Source organism: Thermohahella caldifontis (genome assembly GCF_041153465.1).
In the GTDB taxonomy this organism is placed as follows: domain Bacteria; phylum Pseudomonadota; class Gammaproteobacteria; order Pseudomonadales; family Oleiphilaceae; genus Thermohahella; species Thermohahella caldifontis.
Genome location: NZ_CP154858.1, coordinates 1,475,913 through 1,499,778 on the forward strand (window position 1 = coordinate 1,475,913; position 23,866 = coordinate 1,499,778).

At 61.5% G+C, this 23,866-nt stretch carries 19 protein-coding genes and 1 pseudogene; 5 read left to right on the forward strand and 15 right to left on the reverse strand.

Annotated elements, in window-relative coordinates:
• Positions 1-115: 115 nt before the first annotated feature.
• The 5 genes and pseudogenes from AAIA72_RS07265 to AAIA72_RS07285 form a co-directional block, all read right to left on the reverse strand.
• Complete coding sequence (locus AAIA72_RS07265) at positions 116-382, reverse strand: hypothetical protein (protein ID WP_369602738.1); 267 nt, start codon at positions 380-382, stop codon at positions 116-118.
• 134 nt (positions 383-516) lie between these two features.
• Complete coding sequence (locus tag AAIA72_RS07270; RefSeq protein ID WP_369602739.1) at positions 517-1,503, reverse strand: phospholipase A; 987 nt, start codon at positions 1,501-1,503, stop codon at positions 517-519.
• Positions 1,500-3,391: pseudogene (gene parE / locus AAIA72_RS07275) on the reverse strand (DNA topoisomerase IV subunit B). The gene AAIA72_RS07270 and the pseudogene parE overlap by 4 nt, the downstream one beginning before the upstream one ends.
• A gap of 90 nt (positions 3,392-3,481) precedes the next feature.
• Complete coding sequence (locus AAIA72_RS07280; RefSeq protein WP_369601481.1) at positions 3,482-4,642, reverse strand: hypothetical protein; 1,161 nt, start codon at positions 4,640-4,642, stop codon at positions 3,482-3,484.
• A gap of 237 nt (positions 4,643-4,879) precedes the next feature.
• The gene (locus AAIA72_RS07285; protein ID WP_369602740.1) at positions 4,880-7,399 is read right to left on the reverse strand and encodes a S8 family serine peptidase; all 2,520 of its coding nucleotides are present in this window, start codon (positions 7,397-7,399) and stop codon (positions 4,880-4,882) included.
• 105 nt (positions 7,400-7,504) lie between these two features.
• On the opposite strand from AAIA72_RS07285, the gene AAIA72_RS07290 reads away from it, so the two are divergent.
• The gene (locus AAIA72_RS07290; protein ID WP_369602741.1) at positions 7,505-9,175 is read left to right on the forward strand and encodes an amidase; all 1,671 of its coding nucleotides are present in this window, start codon (positions 7,505-7,507) and stop codon (positions 9,173-9,175) included.
• On the opposite strand, the gene AAIA72_RS07295 is transcribed toward AAIA72_RS07290, so the two are convergent.
• Positions 9,172-9,804 carry an MBL fold metallo-hydrolase gene (locus AAIA72_RS07295; protein WP_369602742.1) on the reverse strand — a complete coding sequence of 211 codons (633 nt, stop codon included), beginning with the start codon at positions 9,802-9,804 and terminating at the stop codon, positions 9,172-9,174. The two genes, AAIA72_RS07290 and AAIA72_RS07295, sit on opposite strands and share 4 nt — an antisense overlap.
• A gap of 79 nt (positions 9,805-9,883) precedes the next feature.
• Between AAIA72_RS07295 and AAIA72_RS07300 the strand changes: the two genes are divergently transcribed.
• Positions 9,884-10,321, forward strand: a complete 438-nt coding sequence (locus AAIA72_RS07300; RefSeq protein WP_369602743.1) for a DoxX family protein — start codon at positions 9,884-9,886, stop codon at positions 10,319-10,321.
• Between the two features lie 19 nt (positions 10,322-10,340).
• Here AAIA72_RS07300 and AAIA72_RS07305 read toward each other — a convergent pair whose 3' ends face one another.
• The 7 genes from AAIA72_RS07305 to AAIA72_RS07335 all read right to left on the reverse strand — a co-directional run bounded on the left by AAIA72_RS07305 (position 10,341) and on the right by AAIA72_RS07335 (position 17,803).
• Positions 10,341-12,821, reverse strand: a complete 2,481-nt coding sequence (locus AAIA72_RS07305) for an EAL domain-containing protein (RefSeq protein ID WP_369602744.1) — start codon at positions 12,819-12,821, stop codon at positions 10,341-10,343.
• 16 nt (positions 12,822-12,837) lie between these two features.
• Positions 12,838-13,338 (reverse strand): GGDEF domain-containing protein, encoded by a 501-nt coding sequence (locus AAIA72_RS07310; protein WP_369602745.1) that lies wholly within the window; start codon positions 13,336-13,338, stop codon positions 12,838-12,840.
• A gap of 47 nt (positions 13,339-13,385) precedes the next feature.
• The gene (locus AAIA72_RS07315; protein WP_369602746.1) at positions 13,386-14,486 is read right to left on the reverse strand and encodes a response regulator; all 1,101 of its coding nucleotides are present in this window, start codon (positions 14,484-14,486) and stop codon (positions 13,386-13,388) included.
• Positions 14,473-14,742 carry a response regulator gene (locus tag AAIA72_RS07320; protein WP_369602747.1) on the reverse strand — a complete coding sequence of 90 codons (270 nt, stop codon included), beginning with the start codon at positions 14,740-14,742 and terminating at the stop codon, positions 14,473-14,475. Before AAIA72_RS07320 ends, AAIA72_RS07315 begins: the two co-directional genes overlap by 14 nt.
• Positions 14,709-14,867, reverse strand: coding sequence for a hypothetical protein (locus tag AAIA72_RS07325; RefSeq protein WP_369602748.1), 159 nt, complete (start codon positions 14,865-14,867; stop codon positions 14,709-14,711). Before AAIA72_RS07325 ends, AAIA72_RS07320 begins: the two co-directional genes overlap by 34 nt.
• A gap of 114 nt (positions 14,868-14,981) precedes the next feature.
• Entirely contained in the window at positions 14,982-15,905 is a 924-nt protein-coding gene (locus AAIA72_RS07330; RefSeq protein ID WP_369602749.1) for an SGNH/GDSL hydrolase family protein, read from the reverse strand.
• Between the two features lie 89 nt (positions 15,906-15,994).
• Positions 15,995-17,803, reverse strand: coding sequence for a hypothetical protein (locus AAIA72_RS07335; protein WP_369602750.1), 1,809 nt, complete (start codon positions 17,801-17,803; stop codon positions 15,995-15,997).
• A 197-nt stretch (positions 17,804-18,000) separates the two neighbouring features.
• On the opposite strand from AAIA72_RS07335, the gene AAIA72_RS07340 reads away from it, so the two are divergent.
• Positions 18,001-19,884: a diguanylate cyclase gene (locus tag AAIA72_RS07340; RefSeq protein WP_369602751.1), complete on the forward strand. Its 1,884-nt coding sequence runs from the start codon at positions 18,001-18,003 to the stop codon at positions 19,882-19,884.
• A gap of 5 nt (positions 19,885-19,889) precedes the next feature.
• Here the strand turns inward: AAIA72_RS07340 and AAIA72_RS07345 are convergent, their stop codons facing one another.
• Positions 19,890-20,558: a hypothetical protein gene (locus tag AAIA72_RS07345; protein ID WP_369602752.1), complete on the reverse strand. Its 669-nt coding sequence runs from the start codon at positions 20,556-20,558 to the stop codon at positions 19,890-19,892.
• A 150-nt stretch (positions 20,559-20,708) separates the two neighbouring features.
• Here AAIA72_RS07345 and AAIA72_RS07350 point away from each other — a divergent pair, with 150 nt between their 5' ends.
• Complete coding sequence (locus AAIA72_RS07350; RefSeq protein ID WP_369602753.1) at positions 20,709-21,302, forward strand: response regulator; 594 nt, start codon at positions 20,709-20,711, stop codon at positions 21,300-21,302.
• Here the strand turns inward: AAIA72_RS07350 and AAIA72_RS07355 are convergent.
• Complete coding sequence (locus AAIA72_RS07355) at positions 21,267-21,902, reverse strand: TetR/AcrR family transcriptional regulator (RefSeq protein ID WP_369602754.1); 636 nt, start codon at positions 21,900-21,902, stop codon at positions 21,267-21,269. The genes AAIA72_RS07350 and AAIA72_RS07355 overlap by 36 nt on opposite strands.
• Positions 21,903-22,063: 161 nt before the next feature.
• On the opposite strand from AAIA72_RS07355, the gene AAIA72_RS07360 reads away from it, so the two are divergent.
• Positions 22,064-23,866, forward strand: a complete 1,803-nt coding sequence (locus tag AAIA72_RS07360; RefSeq protein WP_369602755.1) for an acyclic terpene utilization AtuA family protein — start codon at positions 22,064-22,066, stop codon at positions 23,864-23,866.

Sequence of the window (23,866 nt, forward strand, 5' to 3'; positions counted from 1 at the left end):
TACACTATAGACGCTTGCATGCGTTTTCGCTGCAGAATTTGCGCGGCCCGGATGGTGGTTGACGGTTTACCGACCGCTCCGGGACCGATTTGACATCCTGACCGGACGGGCGCGGTCAGGACCGGATGGCCGACTGTGCCGTGCTCGCCGGCAAGCGCTCCGGCGAAGCTTCGGAAGATGGGGCCGGCAGCACGGGGGCAGGGCTTGCCGGTGCAGGCTGGATGGCTGCGCGGGGCGCGGGGCCTACGGCTGTCTGGCTGACATCCTGCCTCAGATGATCGGCAGCCCAGCCCAGGCCGCCGGCCAGCACCAGTGACAGAAAGAAAGGTTTGAGATACAGGTCAAACAGCGGGCTGTCCTGTTTCCGGGGGGCATGAGCCATACCACGTCTCCCATGCGATAGGTATGACTCTCATTGTAAGCCGCTGGCCGCAAACGTCTGTTGGAATGCTGTAGCGCAGGCCCCGGCATCCGGTGACAACGCGTAACAGCAGGTATCCGGATTGCAAAATATCGTCAAAAGATATCCGTGAGCGTGATGCCGAGACTGAACCGCTGACGATGGATATTGTAGTCAATCAGGCTCTCGCCATAACCGTTGAAATACTCCACATATCCCTTGAAGCGGCCATCCAGCGGGAAGGACCAGCTGGCGAGCACGCTGCCACGGTTATCACTGTCGAGCCTGAAGTTGTTGTGCAGGACGAGCTTGACCGTGCTTTCATTGTACTTGCGCGCGACGGCCAGCTCGCCATAGCCCATGTAGGCTTCCAGATCCGGGTTATTGTCGCTGCTGCGGCTTTCCGGTATGCGCCACCAGGGCTTGAACAATATGGCCCAGGGCCCCTTGGCATAGACAGCCGCGACATAGATGCGATTCCAGCTCCGAGAGAGCGGATCCGGCCGCCCGTTGGACTGATGGCTGAAACCGGCAATCAGGTACTGGGAGTCATAGCCGAGGATTCGTGTGGGCAGTTTGTACTGGACGAACGCCTCGGGCTCGTAGTCGGTCTCCCGGAACGGCGCCGAGTCATCCTGATCGTAGATCTGGAAGTAACTGACCTGCGTGTACGCAAACCAGAGGTGCGTCTTGGGAGGCATCACATTGCGCATCAGCTCGGTCTTGAAGCTGATCTGAAACTTGGTCTCCACGGGCTTCATGCCCGGCCAGGGTGTCACCTGCTGCTGGGTGGGCGTTTCCGGTGAGCGATTCACGTGAGTCATGTAGCTCAGGGGAAGCAGGTAGTTCTCCCTGTGCGGAATGATGGTGAAATACTGGGTATCCAGCAGCGTTTCGGTTTCCAGCCGCCGGTCCAGCTCGGAGCGCTCGTCCACGCTCAGGCGCGCGCCCCCCGTATCGTAACAGGTCAGCCGGACCGCCGGATCCGGGATGCTCACGCAACGTTCGATGCCTTCTGCGGCATGTATCCGCGTCACCAGCAAAGTCCAGCATCCTGCCACCAGGATCAGGCGCCGCCCCGAGTGCCCGGCCATACGGATCATACGGTCACATCCGCCATGTTGCCGCATTCTTCCAGCCACTTGCGCCGGTCAGCGGCACGCTTGCGGGCCAGCAGCATGTCCAGCACGCTATCCGTGCCGTCACCGGGCTCCAGCGTCAGCCGCACCAGCCGCCGCGTATCCGGCGCCATGGTGGTTTCGCGGAGCTGGAGAGGATTCATCTCGCCCAGTCCCTTGAAGCGGGTGACCTGAACCTTGCCCTTGCGTTTCTCTGCAGCAATGCGGTCCAGAATACCCTGCTTCTCGGCCTCATCCAGGGCGTAATACACATCCTTGCCCACATCAATGCGAAACAGGGGCGGCATGGCCACATACACATGCCCGGCTTCCACCAGCGGCCTGAAATGCCGGACAAAAAGCGCGCACAGCAGTGTGGCAATATGAAGCCCGTCCGAATCCGCATCGGCCAGGATACAGATTTTCCCGTAGCGCAATCCGTCCAGATTGTCGCTGCCCGGATCCACGCCGATGGCGACAGCAATGTCATGCACCTCCTGAGAGGCCAGAATCTGGTCGGAATCCACCTCCCAGGTATTCAGAATCTTGCCCCGCAACGGCATGATGGCCTGGAACTCCCGGTCCCGCGCCTGCTTGGCCGAGCCACCGGCGGAATCCCCCTCGACCAGAAACAGTTCGGAGCGAGCCGTATCCGCGCCGGAACAATCCGCGAGCTTGCCGGGCAATGCGGGCCCCTGGGTCACCTTCTTGCGCGCCACCTTCTTTGCGGCCCGCATGCGGGATTGCGCCCGCTGAATGACCATCTCGGCCAGTTGCTCGGCAATGTCCACATGTTCATTGAGCCACAGGCTGAAGGCATCCTTCACCACACCCGACACAAAGCTGGCACACTCCCGGGATGACAGACGCTCCTTGGTCTGACCCGAGAACTGGGGTTCCTGCATCTTGACGGACAACACATACGCACAGCGCTCCCAGATATCGTCCGGGGTGAGCCTGATGCCCCGGGGAAGCAGGCTGCGGAACTCGCAGAATTCGCGCATGGCTTCCAGGAGTCCGGTGCGCAGCCCGTTGACGTGGGTCCCCCCTGCGCCGTCGGTATGAGGTTCACGTAGCTTTCCGTGACCAGCTCACCCCCTTCAGGCAGCCACAGCACGGCCCAGTCCACGGCCTCGCGCTCGGCAGCAAAACTCCCGGTGAAGGGATCGGGCGGAAGGGTTTCCCAGTCGGCACAGGCTGAAGCCAGATAGTCCCGCAGACCGGCCTCGTAATGCCAGGCGTCTTTCTGACCACTGGCCTCATCCGTGAAAGTAATGTGCAGTCCCGGGCAGAGTACCGCCTTGGCACGAAGAATGTGACGCAGGCGGGTGAGCGAAAACTTGCCGCTGTCAAAGTATTTGGGATCCGGAAGGAAGCGCACCGTGGTCCCGGTGTTGCGCTTGCCGCAGGTGCCGATCTCCTTCAGCTCCGAGGCCTTGTCACCATTCTCGAAGCGCATGGCCCAGACCTTGCCGTCACGCCTGACTTCCACCTCCAGCCACAGGGAGAGTGCGTTGACGACGGACACCCCCACGCCATGCAATCCCCCGGAAAACTGGTAATTCTTGCCGGAAAACTTGCCTCCGGCGTGCAGCTTGGTGAGGATCAGTTCCACCCCGGGAATGCCTTCCTCCGGGTGAAGGTCCACCGGCATGCCGCGGCCATCATCACTGACCGTCAGCACGCCCTCTGCGGAGAGCGTGACATCAATCCGGGTGGCATACCCCGCCAGTGCTTCATCCACACTGTTGTCGATGACTTCCTGCGCCAGGTGGTTTGGCCGGGTCGTATCCGTATACATGCCCGGGCGCTTGCGCACGGGATCGAGACCGTTCAGTACTTCTATGGCATCGGCATTGTAGCTGCTGGACACGCGGAGCCTCCGGATGGGTTGAGTGCTCCGCCAGAGTACACATCCGGGGCCAAAGGTCAAGGTGCGAGCGCGCTGGCGTCTCCCCATTTTTTACCCCGGCCCCGTGGCGAGAGAACCATTTCGGGCAAACAAGTCATCAATCAGACTTCGTGTTTTTCGTTTGCGCCAAAGTGGCCAGAACAGCACCCGTGCACCTCTGAACAGGTTCTGCCATCCCTTGAGCAGGCTGTAGAACGGGAACTTAAGCGCCTTGTCCGGCTTTTGCCGGCGTGAACTTCTGATCAGACAGCTATCCCGGTCCTGCCAGACGGCAAGCAGTCCCCAGGCCAGACTCGCCAGCGCAACCAGATTCTGAAGTGTGGTGAAGCGCCGTGCCGGTACAGACTCCAGCGCAAAGCCCTGCTTGGTAAAGCGGTAGCCTTCCTCGCAGGCCCAGCGGTCCATGTAGGCATGTATCATGCGCTCTCCCTGTCGCCTTCCGCGCACCGGACGCGTGGTAACCAGCACCAGAGGCTCCGGGCGGTCATGGCGGACGACAATCATCCACAAGGGGCTGTCCGGATGCTCTCGCAGCATCACCCGGGTGATACCAAACCTGACGCGGGGGCCTCCCCGTCTGAGCTGCCCCTGATGCTTCAGCGGCAGTTCACGGGCAATCTGCTGCGCTGTTTTATGGCGGTCCCGCCAGCACCAGTAGCGCTGATTGGCCGCTCTGACCAGCACCTGGCGCTCACACCGGATCCAGGCATCCCACAGGATGCCCCGGTCGCCTCCCCGGTCTATCACCCAGAGCAGATCCTTCCGGATATGCCGGCTCACTTCATCCATCACCGAGAGAATGTCATGGTTCTCGCTTCTGAATGCCGTGCGCCGCGGGGTATTCAGGCGGGTCAGCAACGGCAGCGTCTTCCCGCGCCGGACATCCCGTGCCACCACGGTCATCAGCGGATATCCGCCGACAATTTCTCCGGTATCGCCGTCCCTGACGCGGCCCCGCCATTCACTTTTCGGTGCGCCGTCACGGTTCAGATCGCCCGGATCAATGGCCAGGATCATGTCCTGCGTGACGTGCCGGCTGACGTGCGCAAGCTGCACCTGCTCTGCGGCCCAGGCCACTTCACTGTGTCCGGCCAGCATGCGGGAGATGCGCTTCTGGGTATGGTGCAGTCTGCATGGCTCATTGAGTGTGCGGGCAATCTCTGCCTGCGTGAGGGAACCGGAAGTGAGGATGCCGAAAGTGACCTCTGCCATGAGTTTTCTCACAGGCCGTGTGATCTGTTCAGGTGCCTGGTCAATCAGGCTGCAGAGGCGGGCTTTCCATTTTGTCCGATCTGTGGCATGGTAAGGCATCGGGGTTTTCCTTTGGGTTCAGTGACTTATAGGCAATCACATTGTACCTGGAGGGAAACCCCGATTCCGTTACCACATCACGTTTTTCCCCTTAAAGTCAAAAGGTTGAATGGCACCTTCTGAAAAAATGGGGAGACGTCAGGCGAGCGCGGTGGGAATTCCCGAACCGGCCGATGAAGCGACCGGTGTCCGGTAGCTGAGCCCAAGCGACAAGCCCGTCAGACTGCCGCCCATGGTCAGTTCCTGAGGATCCGTGGTCACGGGATAGAGCGCCACGGCTTCACCATCCTCGGCAATCACATTGTCACCATCACGGTCCGTACTGGCCAGCAGAATGTAAGTGCCTGCCGGGATGCCGCTCAGGCTGAAGGCTGCCGGACTGCCTCCCTGCGTTGCCACCGCCACCTCGTAGACCCGGCTGTCATCCTGGGTGTCCCGGAGCTGGACATACACCGTCCCCACGTCGCCATAGGCGATGGCGGCGGTGGTCTGCAGGTAGTTCACGGTCAGCCGCAGCGTGTTGTTGGGCGTCACGATATCGATGACGCCCGTCAGACGGGTATCGGTCGGCAGTTCAGTGCCCGGTTTGACGCCCGCACGCCAGGTGACCGAACCATCCGCATTGGTACCCACTTCTTCCACGCTCAGCCAGTCACCGCCGTTAAGCGTGGTCGGCGTCACACTGTCAATCACCGGTGTGCGTCCTGACGGCCAGGACAATGTGAAGGTCGCCGTATCCGTCGGGCTACCGAGCAGCAGACGCGTGACATCGGCCGAGACCAGCTCGGCGTCCGGATCCAGCGCCTTGAGTGCAGCCTTGTCGGCATTGATGCGCCCGGCTCCGAACCTGAGCGGATCTCCCAGATCATCGGTAATGTCTGCCAGCAGACTGCGAAAGGCCTGCGGGCCAAAGCTGCTGCCCCGTTTGGCACGGATCATGGCCGCCACGGCAGAGACATGGGGCGCGGCGATGGACGTGCCGGACGCCAGGAAAGGCCCCGTATAAAGACCGCCGCCCTGCTCCACCGCTCCGGTGGTCAGGATCGGATCCCCGGTATCACCGCCCGGTGCGGCCACATCAATGGTGGAGCCATAGTTGGAATAGGTCGCCAGCGTATTGTCGCGCGTGAGTGCACTGACGGATATCACGTTGTCATACGCTGCGGGGTAGAAAGGCACCGAGGTGGCCTCGTTGCCCGCGGCAGCGACAATGATGGGCGCATCGGGCAACGCCGCCACCTGATCAATGGCATTCTGCAGCGCCGTATCCGGTGTTGCCTGCCCCAGACTCAGGTTGATCACATCTGCCGGCCGGGAGGGCAGCCGTCCCGAAGCGTTGGGCAAGCCCGCAGCAAACTTGATGGCCTCGATGATATCCGCATCCGTGCCCTCCCCGTTTTTCCCCAGTACCCTGAGCGGCATGATGCGCGCGTGACTTGCCACCGAAGCCCCGTCCCGGGCGTTGTCGGTCAATGCGGCGATGACGCCCGCCACGAGGGTACCGTGAAAGGAACTTGTTGTGCCGTAAGCCTTGTCACCCGGGTCCGACGGATCCGGATCCCGTCCGGGTGTCTCGTCCAGATCCAGGCTGGCAGCGGAGACAAAGTCATACATGTCCGCATCCTCCACCAGTTGTCCGGCGAGTTCCGGGTGCGATTTCACGATACCGGAATCGATCACGGCCACAACAGCGCCTTCACCGGGCGCAGGAATGCGATCCCAGGCCGATGCCATGTTCAGACTTTCGGACAAGGCCCACTGATAGTCTGCGTAGAGGGGATCATTGGGCACAAAAGCCGCCCGACGCAGGTAATTCGGCTCCGCCCACGCCACATCCGGGCGAGTCCGCAGGCTTTCAATCCAGGCCAGCGTTGCCAGCCTGGCGGACAGGTCCCCCGCTGCGGAGAGCGAGCGGACGACACCCGGTTGCCGGACATGAAACCCGAAACGTGTGTCACCGGCAATGACCTCCACACCACTGCCCAGTGCACGCATGGCCGGCACATCGCCCCGGAACTGTACCAGCGCCTCCCCCGGCACGAAATTCAGGCCACCATAAGGTGAAGCAGCCGTTGACGTACCGGTGCCGCCCAGACTCAGCACATAGCTGACGGGTGTGGTGCCGGTGTTCAGGCGAATGCGGATCAGGTGATAGCCGGCCACCTGCGCCGTGAGTTTCAGGGGCGAACCGGCAGCGCCGTCAGTCTGCTTCCCCGAAGCGGCATCTGCCTCCGGCTCCATTTCCAGCGTCAGTGCGGAGAGCGGCCCTGGCGAAGCAGAGGACAGTGCACTGAAATAGTCCAGCCGCACACTGTCATCCTGGTGGAGATAGACCCGGTAGATATCCGCCGTATCCTGAGGAAAGTGCAAGGTGCCCGAATCCTGCGCGGCTGGCGACACGTACCCCCCGACGACAAAGGGATTGGGCAGGGGCTGGGCCTCCGCATCCGTGTTGTTGCCCGGCGTCAGCGCACCCTCAACCGGCACATCCGCATCCCTTACCGCAAATTCCGGTGTGGTGAGCTGGCCGCTGACCGTATACAGTGCCGTCTTGCCATCACTACCCGATCCCGAACTGCCGCCACCACCTCCGCATGCACTCAGCCCGGCCAATGCGATCAGGCAGGCCACTCCGGTCAGGATCCGTAATGTCTTCATCACTCGCGCTCCTCGTTCCTGCACCCGACTGAACAGACCGACCATGACCTGACAGCGAGGCTCTGATATGCTGAGTATAGTTGAACCTCACCAGAGTGCGCGGTCATGTCCTATACCCTGAAATCCGTGCGCGCTCCGAAACTCCGCGGACGCGCGCTCAAGTCACTTGTTGCGGCGCTGGACAGCCCGCTGACACGTCGTTTCATCGAATACACATTGCTGCGCGAAGCGGGCCTGCCCCGTTTCCGGAGCCAGCCTCTGGATACACCGCCCCTCATGCAACCCGTCAACCTGGCTGCCACGGGTGCCCCGATCGGGCAACCGCCCGCCCGGGTCCTGGACGCTCTGGTCAAGGCCCCCTTGCCCACCCGCCTGCCGGGCATCCTGGATTTCCACGCCGCCTACCGCGAGGGCCGGACAACGCCTTCGGACGTTGCAGAGCGCCTGATCGCCCGGCTGGAAGAGCTTGACCGCACGCCCTTCAATCCCGTCGTGTTCCGCAATGACCAGAACATCCGGGCCCAGGCCCGGGAATCGACACAACGCTGGCAGCGGGGACGGCCGCTGAGTCTTCTGGATGGCGTACCGGTGGCAGTGAAGGACGAACTCGACTTGGTGCCCTATGCGACAACCGCCGGCACCCGTGTCTTCGGGCAGGATGGCTCGGCACAGGACGATGCCACCGCCTGTGCGCGACTGCGACAGGCCGGCGCGCTTTTCATCGGCAAAACGCACATGCATGAAATCGGCATGGGGGTGACGGGCCACAACACCCATTACGGCCCGGCCCGCAATCCCTGGGACATGACCCGCTACACCGGAGGATCATCCAGCGGCAGTGCCGCGGCGGTAGCACTCGGGCTCTGTCCTGTGGCCCTGGGGGCCGACGGAGGCGGATCCATCCGCATCCCGGCTGCGCTCTGCGGCATCAGCGGCCTCAAGCCCACCTGGGGGCGGGTCAGCGAACACGGTGCCTTTCCGCTCTGCCCTTCCGTCGCCCATATCGGCCCCATGGGGCTGACAGCGGATGATCTGGCCATCGTCTACAGCCTCATTGCCGGGCCGGACGTGATGGACAGCCATACCCTGCATCAGCCAATGGTCACGCTGGACCTGTATCCGGATCTCAGGGGGCTCCGGATCGGCATCTATACCCCCTGGTTCAGCGATGCCTCCCCCGAGGTCGTTCAGGCCTGCCAGCTCGGGGTTGAACGCATGAAGCAACTGGGTGCGGAGGTGCACGCGGTCATGCCGGAGGATCTGGACAATGCCCGGGTGGCCCATGCGGTCACCATTGCCAGCGAAATGCTGGCCAGCGTGTGGTCAGCCTTCCAGCGGACACCTGAGGCCTTTGGCATGGAAACCCGCCTGAACCTGGCCATGGCACGCGCCTTTACCGCTGCCGACTATGTCCGTGCGCAACAGGTGCGCCAGCAACTGATGGATACGCTCAACAACCTGTTTCAGCAGGTGGATCTGCTCGTCACACCGACGACAGGCATCACCGCGCCGCCGATCCCGGAGTCGGCATTGCCGGACGGGGAGTCCGATCTGAAGACCCTGACCGCACTGATGCGTTTCGCCTTCGTGGGCAACCTGTCCGGCATCCCGGCACTCACTCTGCCTGTGGGTCAGGATGGCTGCGGCCTGCCGGTGGGGCTTCAGCTGATGGCCAGCCACTGGCAGGAATCCCGCCTGCTGGCGGTGGCGCGCTGCCTCATGCAGGATGAACCCGCACCGGCAGCACCCGGCGCCCGGTCGCTGCTGACCGATTAATCGCGGACGAAGGGGTTGTAGCGCCGCTCGTGGCCGAAGGTGGACATGGGGCCGTGACCGGGAATGAACTGCACATCATCCCCAAGGGGAAAGAGTCTGGTCTTGATGGACCGGATCAGGGTCGCGTGATCGCCTCTGGGAAAGTCCGTTCGCCCGATGGAACCGTTGAACAGGACATCCCCGACCAGGGCAAGGCGGTGCGGCACCGAATGGAACACCACATGCCCCGGAGTATGCCCCGGGCAATGAATCACCTGGAGGGTTTCCGTCCCCACCGTCACGGTTTCACCATCCTTGAGCCAGCGATCCGGCATGAAGCTGCGTACGGCGCCGAATCCGAACATGGCCCCCTGTTGGGCCAGCCCCTGTATCCAGAACAGGTCTTCCCATTCGGGCCCTTCTATGGGAATACCATAGCGTTCCGCCACGTCCGCCGCTGCACCGGCATGATCGATGTGTCCGTGCGTGATCAGCACCTTCTCCGGGATCACGCCCGCCTTGCTGACGGCCGCCTCGATACGCGGCAGATCCCCGCCCGGATCCACAATGGCCGCCTTGCCGGTGGCCTCGTCCCAGATCAGCGTACAGTTCTGCTCGAAGGGTGTCACAGGAATAATGGTGAACTTCATCGTTCCGACCTTGTCCAAGAGTCACGTCGGGGAGTATACCACCCTGCGCCCTCACCACAATGATCTGCGGAGAGATGTCATGCGTTCACTTCTGCTGTCCAATACCCCGGATGCGTACAGTGACCTGCCCGTTGCGCTGCTTGATGTACTCGGCAGGCTTGGGCTTTCACTGATTTTTCTGCTTTCGGGACTGAACAAGATCCAGAATTACGAAGCCAATGCGTCATACATGGCATCCGGCGGCTTGCCCGCCGAATGGCTTCCGGCCGTTATCCTGCTTGAACTCGGCGGTGCCCTGTTCATGCTGGTGGGCTTTCAGACGCGCCTCGTTGCCCTGGCCTTTGCCGGGTTCAGCCTGCTCACCGCAGTGCTGTTTCACAGCAACCCGGACGACTCGATTCAGTACCTGATGTTTCTGAAGAATGTGGCCATTGCCGGCGGTTTTCTCATTCTCGCAGCTCACGGTGCCGGCAGGTTCAGCGTGGACGCCTGGCGCGTGAGACGCCCCCGGGCCTGATCAGGGGTCACGATCCTTCTCAGGCGTTGCCATTGGCCAGGTGCGTCAGCCACTGGCGTTCGAAGGCATCCAGTGCCATCGGTCGTGCTTTAAGGTAACCCTGCATGGCGTCACACCCGGCGTTGCGCAGCCATTCCAGCTGGGCTTCGGTTTCCACACCTTCCGCCAGGGTCCGGAAGCCCAGGTTGCGCCCCATGTTCAGAATGGTGGACGTAATCGCCGCATCGTGCTCATCATCGGGCAATCCGTCCACAAAGGAACGATCCACCTTGAGCAGATCCACCGGATAGCTCTTGAGTGCGGCCAGATTGGAATACCCGGTACCGAAGTCATCAATGGCAATCCGCACCCCCAGTCGCTTGAGGCGATTGAGGGTCTCCACTGCCTGCTGGTGATTGGTGGCCAGCACCCCTTCGGTCACTTCGATTTCGATCAGGCCGTCAGGGAGGCGCGACTGGCGCAAAATGCGAGCGACATTCTCCACAAAATCAACGCGGGCAAACTGGCCGGGCGAGACATTGACGGCAACCGGATGTCGCCATCCCCAATGTTCGTGCCAGTGCTGCACGGCCCGGGCGGACTGTTCCAGCACCCACTCACCGATCTGCTGGATGAGCCCGGTGGATTCGGCAACCGGAATGAATTCGGAGGGGGGCACCAGCCCGCGTTCCGGATGTTGCCAGCGAATCAGCATTTCCGCGCCGCAGATCTGCCCCGTCCGGCAGTCGAACTGGGGCTGGACATGGAGCACCAGCTGATTCTGAACCGTGGCCCGGCGCAGGTCATGGAGCAGTGCAACACGCTCACGCAAGGCTCTGGCCATGGCTTCTTCAAAAAAGACATACCCGCCCTTGCTGGTCGCCTTGGCGTGATAAAGTGCCGTATCCGCATGCTTGATCAGATCCTTAGGACCACTGGTTTCCTTGCCGGTATAGATCACCACGCCAATGGAAAGTGTCAGTTCAATTTCCTGGCCGGTGACGAAAAACGGCATGGCCGCAATGCGATTCAGGTGCTCGCACAGATTCCGCACCCGCTCGAAGTCCGGCAGACTGGTCAGCAGAATGGCAAACTCGTCTCCGCCTTCCCGGCTCAACACCGCCTGTCGGGGCAGGGCCGAACCGAGCCGCTGGGCCATGTCCAGGATCAGGGCATCGCCCACTTCGTGCCCGAAGACGTCATTGATGTGCTGAAAATTGTCGATGTCCACCAGCATCAGCACCATGAGTCCCTGCCGCTTGCGCCGGGCCCGCTCCATGGCCGCCTTGAGCCGGGCTTCGAACACGCTTCGGTTCGGCAGCCCGGTCAGCGGATCATGGCGCTCCTTGTAGGCCAGATCCTTGACCAGCGAACGGATGTAGCGGTTGACCATGCGCGCCCGGCGCACCCGGGCCAGCAGATCCTGGGTCAGCTTCCAGGGTTCGATGGGCTTGGTCAGGAAGTCATCTCCTGCCACACGTACCGCCTGAAGCTGCTTTTCAGGATTGGTTTCCGATGACAGAAACACGATGGGGATGCTGGCCAGACGGTGATGCTGACGAATTACCTGTCCAAGCTCGATACCACTGCACTCAGGCATGTACAGATCCAGCACGATCAGTTCGGGGCGGAACTGGTTGATGACATCCAGCACCTTGCGGGGATCGGTTTCGGTCCTGACCTCCATACCCTTTTCTTCCAGAAAGAGCTGGTAGAGCTTCAGCAGGTCTTCATCGTCATCCACCAGCAGGATCCGGTAGGGCTCCCGTGGTCGTTTCTCGATCAGTTCCTCAAGTGCCAGAAAGAGCTGATCCACATCCAGGGGCTTGGTGAGATACCAGGTTGCCCCGGCACGCACGGCCTTCAGGCGTGACTCAAAGTCGTCACGCAGGCTGACCACCACGGCAGGCAAGGGAGGCTTGTCGTCAGCCAAACGCTGCGCGCCGATGCGGGACAGGCACTCCAGCCCGCTCAGGTCGCCTTCCTCCAGCATGACGTCCACAACCAGTGCCAGCGGCTCGACACTCTGAAGCCGTGCTTCCAGACGGCTTGCGTCCGCATGGCACTCCACGCGATAACCGCGGGACTCGATCTGCGTCTTCAGCCATTCGGCATACAGGTGGTCATCTTCCAGCACCATGACCGGCCGGCCCTGGCGCGCACCCGCTATCGGCTCTTCTTCCAGCCAGGCCACCTTCTCTGGTGAGGCAAGCGCCCGGATTTCCGCGATCAGCTCATCCAGTGCTGCGGACAGTGCCTGCCTGTCTTCTTCGCTGGCGCCTTCTTTCTGGGCCAGCACCTGTCGTTCGATCAGGGCCGCATGGGCACTGACGTGACTCAGGCCGAACACGGCCGCACTGCCGGCGAGCATGTGCAGCAACTGAGCCAGGGCGGCGAGGCTTTCCGCCCCATCCTGCCTCAGATCCTCTTTCAGCAATCCCAGTCGGGTACTCTTTTCTTCCAGTGAACGGCGGTAACGTGCCCGCAATTGCAGCAGCCGCTGTGTGTATTCTCCCTTCATGGGGCATCCCCTTGCCTTATTCCTTATCCTGCCAGACTTCCAGCCGGTTGCGGCCGTTGCGCTTGGCCTGGTACAGCGCCTTGTCGGCCTGCTGTCGCAGCGTCTCCGGTGACATGCCGGGCTTCCAGCTCGCCAGGCCGGCACTGAAGGTCACATTGACCCCCGTCTTGCCGAGCCGGTGCTCAATGCCGGCAAAACTCTCCCGCAGTGCATCAATCAGGTGCACGGCCTCGTCCGTCTCCGTATCCGGCAGGATGACCGAAAACTCTTCACCCCCGTAGCGTCCGACCGAATCGGAACGCCGCAGGCGATTTTTCAGCAGGTGGGCGAAGTCCACCAGCACCTTGTCACCCATGACATGGCCATAGGTATCATTGATCTGCTTGAAGTGATCCAGATCCAGCATGACAAAGACCAGAGGCGACTCATTGCGTTCCGCCCGCGCCACTTCACGCTCCAGCACTTCCTCGATGGCCACGTGGTTGAGGAGATTGGTCAGGCCGTCACGATTGATCATGCGCCGCAGTTCCCGGCCCCTACGGGCACGGGTTTCAATACTCGCAATCAGGAAGGGCACCGGCACGGGCTTGATGAGAAAATCATCCCCCCAGCCCGAATGGGGCCGATATGACGGATAATGTCCTTTTCTACCGAGGCAAAGATAATGGGCACCCCAAAAAAGGCAGGGTCCTGACGAATGGCGCTGGCCAGCTCGATGCCGTTGTATTCCGGCATGTAGAGATCCATGAGAATGACGTCCGGCCGGAACTCTTCCAGAGCCGACTCCACTTCTTCCGGATCTCCCACCACCCGCGTGAGCATCCCTGCTGAACTGAGCACTTGCGCATAATACAAACCCAGTTCCACATCATCGTCGATCAGCAGCACACGGAACGGCATTTCCCGCACGTTGGCAAAACAGCTTTCGATTTTCGCTATCAGGTCGGTACTGTCTACCGGCCAGGGCAGCACACTGTGCACCCCCCGCCGGTAATACCCGACGCGCTGAAGAAGATGGGGCGCACCGGCAAGCACCATGATGTAGGGCATGGCTTCCATCTGGTTGCGGAGCGACTCAATCAGCGAGTCGGAATACGCGGCCTCCTGAATGAGCAAGAGATCCGGCTGTACCTTCACCAGTTGCGCCACACAGTCGCATTCCGGAGCGCTGCACAAGCTGATCTCGAATCCGTACTGCCGCATCAAACGCCGCAGATCGCTGGCCTGTTCATCCGGCTCCGCGAGCATGACGATATGCAGGCGGTCAGTGGCCATGTGCTTCGTGAACAGTTCGGTCGCCTGCAGGTCATCACCGGGATCGTCCGGAAGCGTCACCTCGCGCAGGGCGGCAAACAGGCGATCCAGTTCAATGATCAGCGACGTCGCGTCTTCCGGAAAGTCGGCCCATTGATCCAGCTTCTGCTCGATGGACTGCATGAGTCCGGAGAGGCGGGTATATCCATAAGTGGCCCCCGAACCGGCCAGGCGATGAACTTCCATCCGCAGATCGTCCATGGCCTTGCCGTGCGGCTGATTCCGCGTCCGGAGTGCCTTCCAGAGCTCCCGCAACCGTGCCACTTTCTCCGGCAGCCCTTTGGCATAGCTGGCTCTGAGTACCCGTAGCTGATCCTCGGCAAGTTTGCCGGTCTTGTCACTCAGCGGCATGGGCCTTCTCCCAGAGCGCGCGCACCTGATCAGGCAGTGTCATCGGATCGAAAGGTTTGGCGATCACCCCCACCGCACCAATCTTGAGAAAGCTATCCTGCTCCTGAGGCTGAACCCTGGCGGTCATGAATGCGATGGGGATGTCTGCGCAGCCGGGCTGGGCACGAATTTCCCGGAAGGTTTCAAAACCATCCATTCCCGGCATCATCACGTCCAGAAGGATCAGATCCGGTCGCTCCTGAGCCGCACGCTGCACCCCTTCCTCTCCGCTGGCACACAGAATGACCTCGTACCCCCCAGGGTTTCCAGGGCCATTTCTGCCACGGTCCGGATATCGGGCTCATCTTCCACGTACAAAATGCGTCTGAGTTCGGCGGCCATACAGAGTCTCCATATTTCCCTGTTCAGTGTAGTCCAACTGGCCGGATTTGCGAATAAAAACGCACAGAGCCGGACAACGCCGGCCCTGTGATAAATATGGTATTTTTGCTATTTTCAGGGCGCCAATCCAAAGAGTACCCGGCCCGCTTTCAGGTGAGTCACCTTGGTCGGATGAATCTCGTCAAAGAAGATGTAGCTGTCGAAATTCTGACCGTAATTGCAGCCCGGATTGAAGTTCATGGCCTGAGAGCTGAAGCAGGCTTCGGTGGTATTGGTATATCCATAGGCGTCCGCATCACGCAGGAGATTGCCAAACAGCGTGAACAGATCCGCTTCGACGATATCGATCCCCGCATCCTTCTCCACCTGACGGACAACCCGTGAGAGTTTCCTGTTGAAGATCATGGTCTTCCAGGTGGCCAGCAGCGGCAGCATGGGCTCGCCCAAGGCTTCGCTCTTCAGACGGGTCTCCGGAATGGCACCGATATCCGGCACATTGATGACCATGACATGGCGCGCACCGGCACCAATCAACCTGGAAAGATTGGTCTTGACGCCTGCAGCCGCAGTGCCGAGGATATCCAGAGCGGCAGAAAAATCCGCCTCATCACGTGCGGCGCGGACATCGTTGCCACCGATGAACACCACATAGAGTGCATCCTCCGGCGCCACACCGCCATGATTGAGCAGGAAAGCGTTGACCTGGGTATTCAGGTCAATGGCCTCATCCGTACCGGAACGCGCACCGGCCACCGCGTAGTTGGTGCCCTGCTCCGGCCCGACCAGATGCAGGGAGGGCTCGAGGGTGTACCCCATCATGGCCGCCATGACTTCCACCGCCACGGCACCGTTGCTCACCCGGTTGCCAAAGAACGGCGGATTGGGAAAGGGTTGCGTCACCGAGGCCAGATTTCCCTGATCACTGAGACTGTCTCCGAAAATGTAGACCTTGCTGTACTGTCCGGCCTGAACGGCAGAGGCCAGAATGGTGAGAAGCAGGCCCGCAAGAAATGCAAACCTGTGTTTGAGTTGTTGCATGCTTCCATCCTCATTGTTGTTATCGGGAAGCACAAGTGTGCCGAAACCGAGGGGACTTCAGGTGTCAAAAAAGGTAAAAATGGCCCGTCTCAACTGGCATAACGTGCTGTTTCGGAAGCATTTGTGACGGGTTTCACAGGCGTATCCGTATAGGCCGCCTCCACCTCCCGGATCAGCGCAGAAAGTTCGGCATGCTCCTCTTCGGCAAGCTCGCAGTGATTGATCACATATCCGGCCGTACGCAGGACCTGGCGCCAGCGAGGGCGCGCCGGCAGGGTCTTGAGGCTGAGGTACTTGTCCAGTGTGCGGGTCTTGGCCGTGCCGCCATCAATATAGACCCGCCAGGCCCGGCTCTGCTCCGCCAGATCAGCCTTGGTGCGCCCGGTACGAAACTCCCAGAGCGCCAGACTGCGCGCCAGCAACGCGACCAGTTTTGCCCGCCTCATGTCATCGACACCCGGTTCTGCCTGGCGTGGCGGCGTCATGCTGCCCTCCGGCATCCTCTCCGGTTCCGGTTGGCCGGCCTCTGAAGATCGCGTCCGAGCGGGTATCCTTGCAGTCGTACGGTAATCACCCAGCACCGACATCAACGGTCCCGTGACAGCCAGAGCACTGACCACGCCTGCATCCTTTGCATGCACGGCAACCGGCGCCGGATCCGGCCCTGACACCTGCCGCGTCACCAGCACTGCCAGGCTCAGGGCCAGTCCCAGCACACCATACCCGAGCCAGGACGCGCCGCTGATCACGAACTGCGTGATCAGCACATCATGAACCACGGGAAGCACCACTGCCGCCAGCATGGTCAGCCACACCGGCCGCTGGGCCGGATGCAGGCACCAGGCCTGCCACCCCACCCGCACGGTCACGCCCACGACCGCCAGTATGGCCAGTTGCATGGGAGACCCTGTCAGGCTGAACCACTGCGGCGGAAACAGCCAGACCACGCCAATGCAGGCCAGGCTCAGTCCGCGGATCACGGCCAGCCACTTGCGCGCCCGCCTGCCCGGCTCCGACAGCACCTCCAGTGTCCGCGCGTAGGCCCAGAGCGCCAGATACAGAAAAGTGAACTCCAGCCGCATCAGCAGGGTAAAGCGGGCCACGCCCGGTTGCATTCCTGCCGTACTGAACCAGGCTTCCGGCACATGCCCGGACAACAGCTGACGCCCCAGCATCGCAAAGGCGAACAGCGCCAGGTACCAGGCTGCCCGACGCCGTCCGGTGCGATACCCGAACAACAACAGAAAGATACCGGTCACCCCCAGTGCGCCCATCTGCAGGAGTGCCGGCATCCACTCCCAGAGTAACGGCATGTCCTGCGGTGAGCCGGTTTCCAGCCACACCGGCCCCCAGACTGCGGCCTCCTTGAAATGATGTCCGGAAATCTGCAGCACCAGCCAGTGCGTGCCGGGCGACAGGTTCCCCAGTGGCACCGCGAGCGGCTGAATGTCCGGCACTTCATCCGACCCCGTCGCCGCAGGCCACCCGGCATGACCCACCACCTCGCCATCCATCTGAATACGCACGGCCGCGGCAACGGGACTCATGCGCAGCCACCAGAATCTGGGCTGAGCGCCATCCGGAATGTCCAGCCTGCCGACCAGCAGCCCATGGCGCGGCCCGGCCGGCGCACCGCCGAACAACCGGTGCGAGAAGTCCGTTGACGCGTAGACACCCGGCGTGGTGGCCGGTTCGCCCTGCCTGAAGGCGACCCCGGGCGCCATCCCGGGATCCGCAAGGTCAGCCGCAGGCAACCAGCGCCATTCCGGCACCACCTGTACTCTTCCCGAATCGGCCACGGTACCCGCGGCCACACTCCCGACAGCCGACAGGGTCAGCACCAGCACCAGAACAAGCCGGAAGGGATGCATCAACTTCAGCCAGTAGCAGTCAGACATGGTTTCCACGCCGCGCATCGGGATAACAGACCACTCAGACTAAGAGCTGTCGCTCCGTCTTGCCATGAAAGGCTTCACTCTTCCGTACATTTTGTTATGTTTTTTTACACTCTTTCCACATTTTGCGACGCATTCCCTTTTCGCAATGCGCATTCAGGCACTATGCTTAAACCACCATTACAACCGAATCATGAACCATGCGCCGTCTCGCACTGCACCGCTGTCTGTGGATGTGGCTGACGGTGGTCATCTGGGCAGGGAGTGCGCAGGCCGCCGAAGTCCGCACGCTTTCCGTCAGCCCTGAGGATGACTACTACAACCTCGGGCCTCAGCTGGTCTATTTCGAGGACCCCTCGGGCAAGATCAATTTCTTCGACGTCCTGTTCCGGCACAATGTACCCTTCTGGGAGCCGGTCAACCAGGAAGTACCCTCGTTTGGTTATTCCTCATCCACATACTGGTTTGCGGTGGAGATCGAGAATCCGGACTACGCACCCAATGACTGGTTGCTTGAGATTGCCTATCCGGTGCTGGACTGGGTAGACGTGTACATCACCGAGGGCGAACGCATGCTGCACCAGTACCGCGTGGGGGATCATCTGGTCTTCAATTCCAGACCCTGGGTGCACCCCAATTTTGTCATGCCCATTACCATGGACCCGCTGCAGAAGATTACGGTGTTCATCAAGGTGCAGACGGGCACCTCCGTACAACTGCCCATCCGCCTGTGGAACCCGACAGCCTTCGACGCCCACAATCAGAGAGTGATCCTGATCAACGGTATCTACTATGGCTTCATGATTGTCATGGCCATCTACAACCTGTTCCTCTTTTTCTCCATCCGCCAGGTTCGCTATCTGCTTTACGTGGGCTTCATCTGTGGCTTCTCGCTGTTTCAGTTCACCCTGCAAGGCTACGCCTTTCAGCACCTCTGGCCCGAGAACATCCGGCTGAACGAGCTGGCACTGCCACTTTCCCTCGGTGCCACCCTGTTCTTCATGGCCCAGTTCATCCGCAATTTCCTGCAACTCAAGCAGCATGCGCCGCTGGGCAATCTGTTCTTCAACCTGTGCGCCCTGATTGCCCTCATCATTCTGGCCGCCACACCCTTCGCCGAATACCGCATCCTGATTTACGGCCTGATTCTGCTCGCCCTGCCACTCAACGGCGGCGCCCTGGTCTACGGGATCAAACGCTCCCTGGCGGCCGACCGGGCAGCCCAGTATTTCACCCTGGCCTGGTTCTCTTCCTTCGTGGGGGCCATCCTGCTGGCGCTGAGCAAGCTCGAGATACTGCCGCGCAATGCCATTACCGAACATGCACTGCAGATCGGCACCGCGCTGGAGGTGGTACTGATTTCCTTTGCACTGGGGGAATACATCAACATGCAGCGTCGCGAGCGGGAAGAGGCACGCCGCCAGCGCCTGCACTTTGAACAGCTGGCGCGCAAGGCCCAGGAAGAAGCACTCAGTGCCGAGCGCAAGTACAGCGCCAAGCTGGAGGAACAGGTCAGCGAGCGTACCCAGGCATTGCAGGAAGCCATGTCACGCCTTGAGGAAGCGAACCGGAAACTGGAGCGCCAGAGCCACATTGACGAACTCACCAGCGTGTACAACCGACGCTTCTTCAATCAGCGCTACGATATGGAATTTCGCCGGGCTCAGCGGGAGCAGGTGCCGCTTTCCGTCATCATGATTGACATTGACCACTTCAAGAACCTGAACGATACCTATGGCCACCTGTTCGGTGACCAGTGCCTGCAGGCCGTGGCATTGGCACTCAAGGGCTGCAACCACCGCCCCGCCGACACCGTTGCCCGCTATGGCGGCGAGGAATTTGTCATCCTGCTCCCCAACACGCCGCGCGAGGGCGCAAGGGTCGTTGCAGAACGCATCCGCAGCGAGGTGGAACACCTGCGCATCCGTAACGGAAACGAAGAGATTCAGGTCACCATCTCGCTTGGCGTGGCCTCTGCCGTGCCGGATGCACGCATGACACCGGCACGGCTTCTGGACAAGGCCGACTCCGCGCTCTATCTGGCCAAGGAAAGCGGCCGCAACCAGGTGCAGGTTGCCGCCTGACCCGTCTACCTGAGTCGCTGAACCAGACGCGAGAGCAGGCCCTTACGGTGATGCCCGGCTTCGGATAGCAGAGACTTGTCCTCTGCCACCGGCAGGCTGAGTACCGAACAGACGGTCGTCGCAGTGTCCGTTTCCAGATAGTGTCCGTGATGGTCACTGAAAACCGACTGCGCCAGCCGCCAGGGCATCAGCGTATCCAGGTCGCGCAGTGCTGCGGGCTGGTAGGTACCCACCCTGGCCTGCCAGGCGACCCGAATCCGCTCAGGCTCACGCGCAAGGGTGACCTCCACCCGGTCGGGCACACCCCCGCGCTGGCGCAACCGGTGCAGCAGCGCACGAACCCCCTCCTTCAACCAGTACTGGCTGCCCCGGATCCGGCAGGGTTGACCCGTGATCTCCAGCCGGTAGCCATCGGTGACGCTGGCTGCCTGATTCGCCAGTGCCCGGAGGAAGGCGACCAGTTCAATGCTATCCCAGCCCGGCAGGGGATAACGTGACAGCAACCTCAGATAATGCTGGATCTCCGTGGTGCGCTGCCAGAGATACCGGGCGTCGGTTTCCGTGACAATCCCGCCGGAGACCGGCAGGTCTTCACCGGCAACCGCCACCTGAGCCACCGGCTCGAGGATTTCGGTCTGGATTTGTTCCATCAGTGTGTCAAGAAAGGCAGTCATGGGCAGGTCCAACTCATCAGAATACCCTGGCAGCATAGCCTATATGATATATATGATAAATATAACAATCGTTAATTCAAGTGAAATGAACTTAGTTGCAAACTGCTCAGGAATATCTAGACTATCGGTATTGATGTATGGAGCCACCGAATGGCCGAAAAACTGATTACCACACGACAAGCCGCGCAAATGCTGGGCGTGGCACTGCGAACCGTACAGCTCTGGGTGGAGGCCGGTGCCCTCCAGGCCTGGAAGACGCCCGGCGGGCATCGCCGCATTGCCCTGTCATCGGTCGAGAAGATGCTCGCCGAGCGCGCCCGCGCGACCGGAGAAACGCAGTCCCCTGAACCGGAGGCGTCATCGCAAGCGGACAGGCCCACCATACTGGTTGTGGAAGATGATCTGGATCTGCTGGCCCTCTACAAGGCACATATTGAAGACTGGCTGCCCGAGGCGCGGGTTCTGTCAGCGAGCAACGGATTCGAGGGTCTGCTGCGCATCGGGGAACACAAACCCGACGTGATCCTGACCGACCTCAGCATGCCGGGCATGGATGGCTTCAAGATGCTGCGCACGCTGGAGCGCAACGGTATCGTCGCCCACTGTACCGTGATCGTGGTCACCGCGCTGAATGAGGAGGATATTCAGAACAACGGGGGCCTGCCTGCCGGGGTCGTCTGTTTCTTCAAGCCGGTCCCGTTCTCGGAGTTAAAGAAGCGCGTGCTGGCCGCCTGCCGACGCTGAGGGAATGACCATCTTCAGCGCCTGGTCGGCCAGGTCGTCCAGTGACATGCTGCCGCCGGGCTTGTACCAGAACACGGTCCAGCTCAGGGCCCCCGTCAGAAAGCGCCGCAGCACCCAGACATCCGCATCCAGATAGCCGGCTTCCCGGGCCGCTGACAGGGCATCCAGCCAAAGCTGTTCGTACTCATCCCGCATTTTCAGGATGCGGGCCTGACGGGCTTCGGACAGGCTCCGCCACTCGTAGACCAGCACGGTCATGGCCTCACTGGTCTCGCCATGAATGGACTCCAGCTCGCAACGGATCAGCGCCCTGACCTGCGCAGCCGGGTCACCCGCCTCGGCCAGTGCCGCCTTCATGCGTGCGGTGATGTAATGAATGGTTTCTTCCATGATGGCATAAAGAATGTCCTCCTTGGTCCGGAAGTGATGAAAGATGGAACCGGACTGGATGCCGACCGCAGCCGCCAGATCCCGGACCGTGGTCCGCTCATAGCCACGGGTCTTGAACAAGTGCGCCGCCTGGGCCAGCAATCTGCCACGGGGACTGTTGGGATCGGTCACGCGACCGGATTCGATCAGCGCCTGTGCCGTTGAATTCATGAATCATCACCGCCTTCATCAAGAGGAAGCCATTGTACCCGCCGGCACCGCCGGCTCAAGGTCAAACCTGTTTTCAGTTTAACTGAAATCCTCCACTTTACAAACCAAGCGCTTGCTTGGTATCGTTACCCCATACTGACAACAACAAGGCAGAACACCTCATGAGCACCCATCCCAAACCACTGCGCATCGGCTGCGCTGCCGCCTTCTGGGGCGATACCAACGCCGCCGCACGGCAACTGGTTGAACACGGCAATCTGGATGTTCTCGTGTTTGACTATCTGGCGGAGATTACCCTGTCCATCATGGCCGGACAGAAACTCCGGGATCCCGGTCTCGGCTATGCACGGGACTTCGTGGACAGTGTCATGGCCCCCCTGCTGCCACGGATTGCGGAACAGGGCATCAAGGTCATCAGCAACGCCGGCGGCGTCAACCCCGATGCCTGCCGCAAGGCCCTGGAGGCAGCGGCCCAGGCGGCGGGAGTCTCCCTGCGCGTGGCCGTGGTCCGGGGCGATGACCTGCTGCCCCGCAAATCCGCATTGGCCAAGACGGGTATCACCGAGATGGATACCGGCGAACCGCTGCCCCCCGTGTGCGTCAGCATGAACGCCTATCTGGGGGCACCGGCCATCGCCGCAGCACTGGATGCCGGCGCGGACATCGTGATCACCGGCCGCATTGCCGACAGCGCCCTCGTGCTGGGCCCGCTGGTACACCACTTCGGCTGGTCCTGGCAGGATTACGACAAGCTGGCCCAGGGCAGTCTCGCCGGCCATATCATCGAATGCGGCGCCCAATGCACAGGCGGCAACTTCACTGACTGGCAGACCATTCCGGACTACGACAACATGGGTTTCCCCATCGTCGAATGCGAGGCAGACGGGACCTTCACCGTCTCCAAGCCGGCCGGCACCGGCGGCCGCGTCACCCGGGCCACGGTGGCGGAACAGCTGGTTTACGAGATCGGCGATCCCGGCAGCTATATCCTGCCGGATGTGGTATGCGATTTCCGCCATGTGAACCTTGAGGAAACCGGCACGGATAGCGTCCGCGTCTCCGGAGCGCGCGGCCGTCCGCCCACGGATACCTACAAGGTGTCCGCCACCTGGCCGGACGGTTTCAAGTGCACCGCGACCTTCCTGCTTGCAGGCATGGACGCTCCGGCCAAGGCACGGCGGGTGGCCGATGCCATCCTGATCCGGACACGCAGGCTGTTTCAGGAAGCCGGCCATGGCGACTACAGCAGCACGAACGTGGAGCTGCTCGGTACCGAGTGCACCTACGGCCCGCATGGCCGGCGACAGGATACGCGCGAGCTGGTGATCAAGATCAGCGTGGCTCATCCCGACAAGAAGGCCCTGGTGCTGTTTTCCCGGGAAATCGCCCAGGCCGCTACCGGCATGGCTCCGGGCATCACCGGCATTGTCGGCGGACGCCCCGATGTCTGGCCCAAGATCCGGCTGTTCTCCTGTCTCGTACCCAAGCGTGAGGTGGAGGCCGCATTCGAAATGGACGGCACGCTTCATCCCGTCCCCCTGTCCGAAAGCACACCGGCCCCGGCGGCGGAGCCTGTTACCCCGCCGGCGCCGGCCGGCACCGGTGACACCACCGTCCCGCTGGTTCGTCTCGCCTGGGCGCGTTCCGGTGACAAGGGCGATCACAGCAACATCGGCGTCATCGCCCGCCGTCCCGAGTACATGCCCTGGATCTGGCAGGCCCTGACGGAACAGCGCGTGGCCGAGTACATGCAACACGTGCTGGACCCGGAAAAAGGTGCCGTCGAGCGCTGGTACATGCCCGGACTGCCGGCCATGAACCTGCTCCTGCGCCACAGTCTGGGGGGCGGTGGCGTGGCGAGCCTGCGCATCGACCCCCAGGGCAAGGCGTTCGCCCAGCAGTTGCTCGAATTCCCCGTCCCCGTGTCCGCTGCGCTGGCACGCGATCTGAAAGGAGATGCCTGA

Coding starts and splice junctions, on each gene's coding strand:
- AAIA72_RS07265 (WP_369602738.1), bottom strand. CDS start 382: ATGGCTCATGCCCCCCGGAAACAGGACAGCCCGCTGTTTGACCTGTAT.
- AAIA72_RS07290 (WP_369602741.1), top strand. CDS start 7,505: ATGTCCTATACCCTGAAATCCGTGCGCGCTCCGAAACTCCGCGGACGC.
- AAIA72_RS07355 (WP_369602754.1), bottom strand. CDS start 21,902: ATGAATTCAACGGCACAGGCGCTGATCGAATCCGGTCGCGTGACCGAT.
- AAIA72_RS07345 (WP_369602752.1), bottom strand. CDS start 20,558: ATGACTGCCTTTCTTGACACACTGATGGAACAAATCCAGACCGAAATC.
- AAIA72_RS07330 (WP_369602749.1), bottom strand. CDS start 15,905: ATGCAACAACTCAAACACAGGTTTGCATTTCTTGCGGGCCTGCTTCTC.
- AAIA72_RS07325 (WP_369602748.1), bottom strand. CDS start 14,867: ATGGCCGCCGAACTCAGACGCATTTTGTACGTGGAAGATGAGCCCGAT.
- AAIA72_RS07310 (WP_369602745.1), bottom strand. CDS start 13,338: ATGATCAATCGTGACGGCCTGACCAATCTCCTCAACCACGTGGCCATC.
- AAIA72_RS07315 (WP_369602746.1), bottom strand. CDS start 14,486: ATGCCGCTGAGTGACAAGACCGGCAAACTTGCCGAGGATCAGCTACGG.
- AAIA72_RS07280 (WP_369601481.1), bottom strand. CDS start 4,642: ATGGCAGAGGTCACTTTCGGCATCCTCACTTCCGGTTCCCTCACGCAG.
- AAIA72_RS07350 (WP_369602753.1), top strand. CDS start 20,709: ATGGCCGAAAAACTGATTACCACACGACAAGCCGCGCAAATGCTGGGC.
- AAIA72_RS07360 (WP_369602755.1), top strand. CDS start 22,064: ATGAGCACCCATCCCAAACCACTGCGCATCGGCTGCGCTGCCGCCTTC.
- AAIA72_RS07335 (WP_369602750.1), bottom strand. CDS start 17,803: ATGTCTGACTGCTACTGGCTGAAGTTGATGCATCCCTTCCGGCTTGTT.
- AAIA72_RS07295 (WP_369602742.1), bottom strand. CDS start 9,804: ATGAAGTTCACCATTATTCCTGTGACACCCTTCGAGCAGAACTGTACG.
- AAIA72_RS07340 (WP_369602751.1), top strand. CDS start 18,001: ATGCGCCGTCTCGCACTGCACCGCTGTCTGTGGATGTGGCTGACGGTG.
- AAIA72_RS07285 (WP_369602740.1), bottom strand. CDS start 7,399: ATGAAGACATTACGGATCCTGACCGGAGTGGCCTGCCTGATCGCATTG.
- AAIA72_RS07305 (WP_369602744.1), bottom strand. CDS start 12,821: ATGAAGGGAGAATACACACAGCGGCTGCTGCAATTGCGGGCACGTTAC.
- AAIA72_RS07300 (WP_369602743.1), top strand. CDS start 9,884: ATGCGTTCACTTCTGCTGTCCAATACCCCGGATGCGTACAGTGACCTG.
- AAIA72_RS07270 (WP_369602739.1), bottom strand. CDS start 1,503: ATGATCCGTATGGCCGGGCACTCGGGGCGGCGCCTGATCCTGGTGGCA.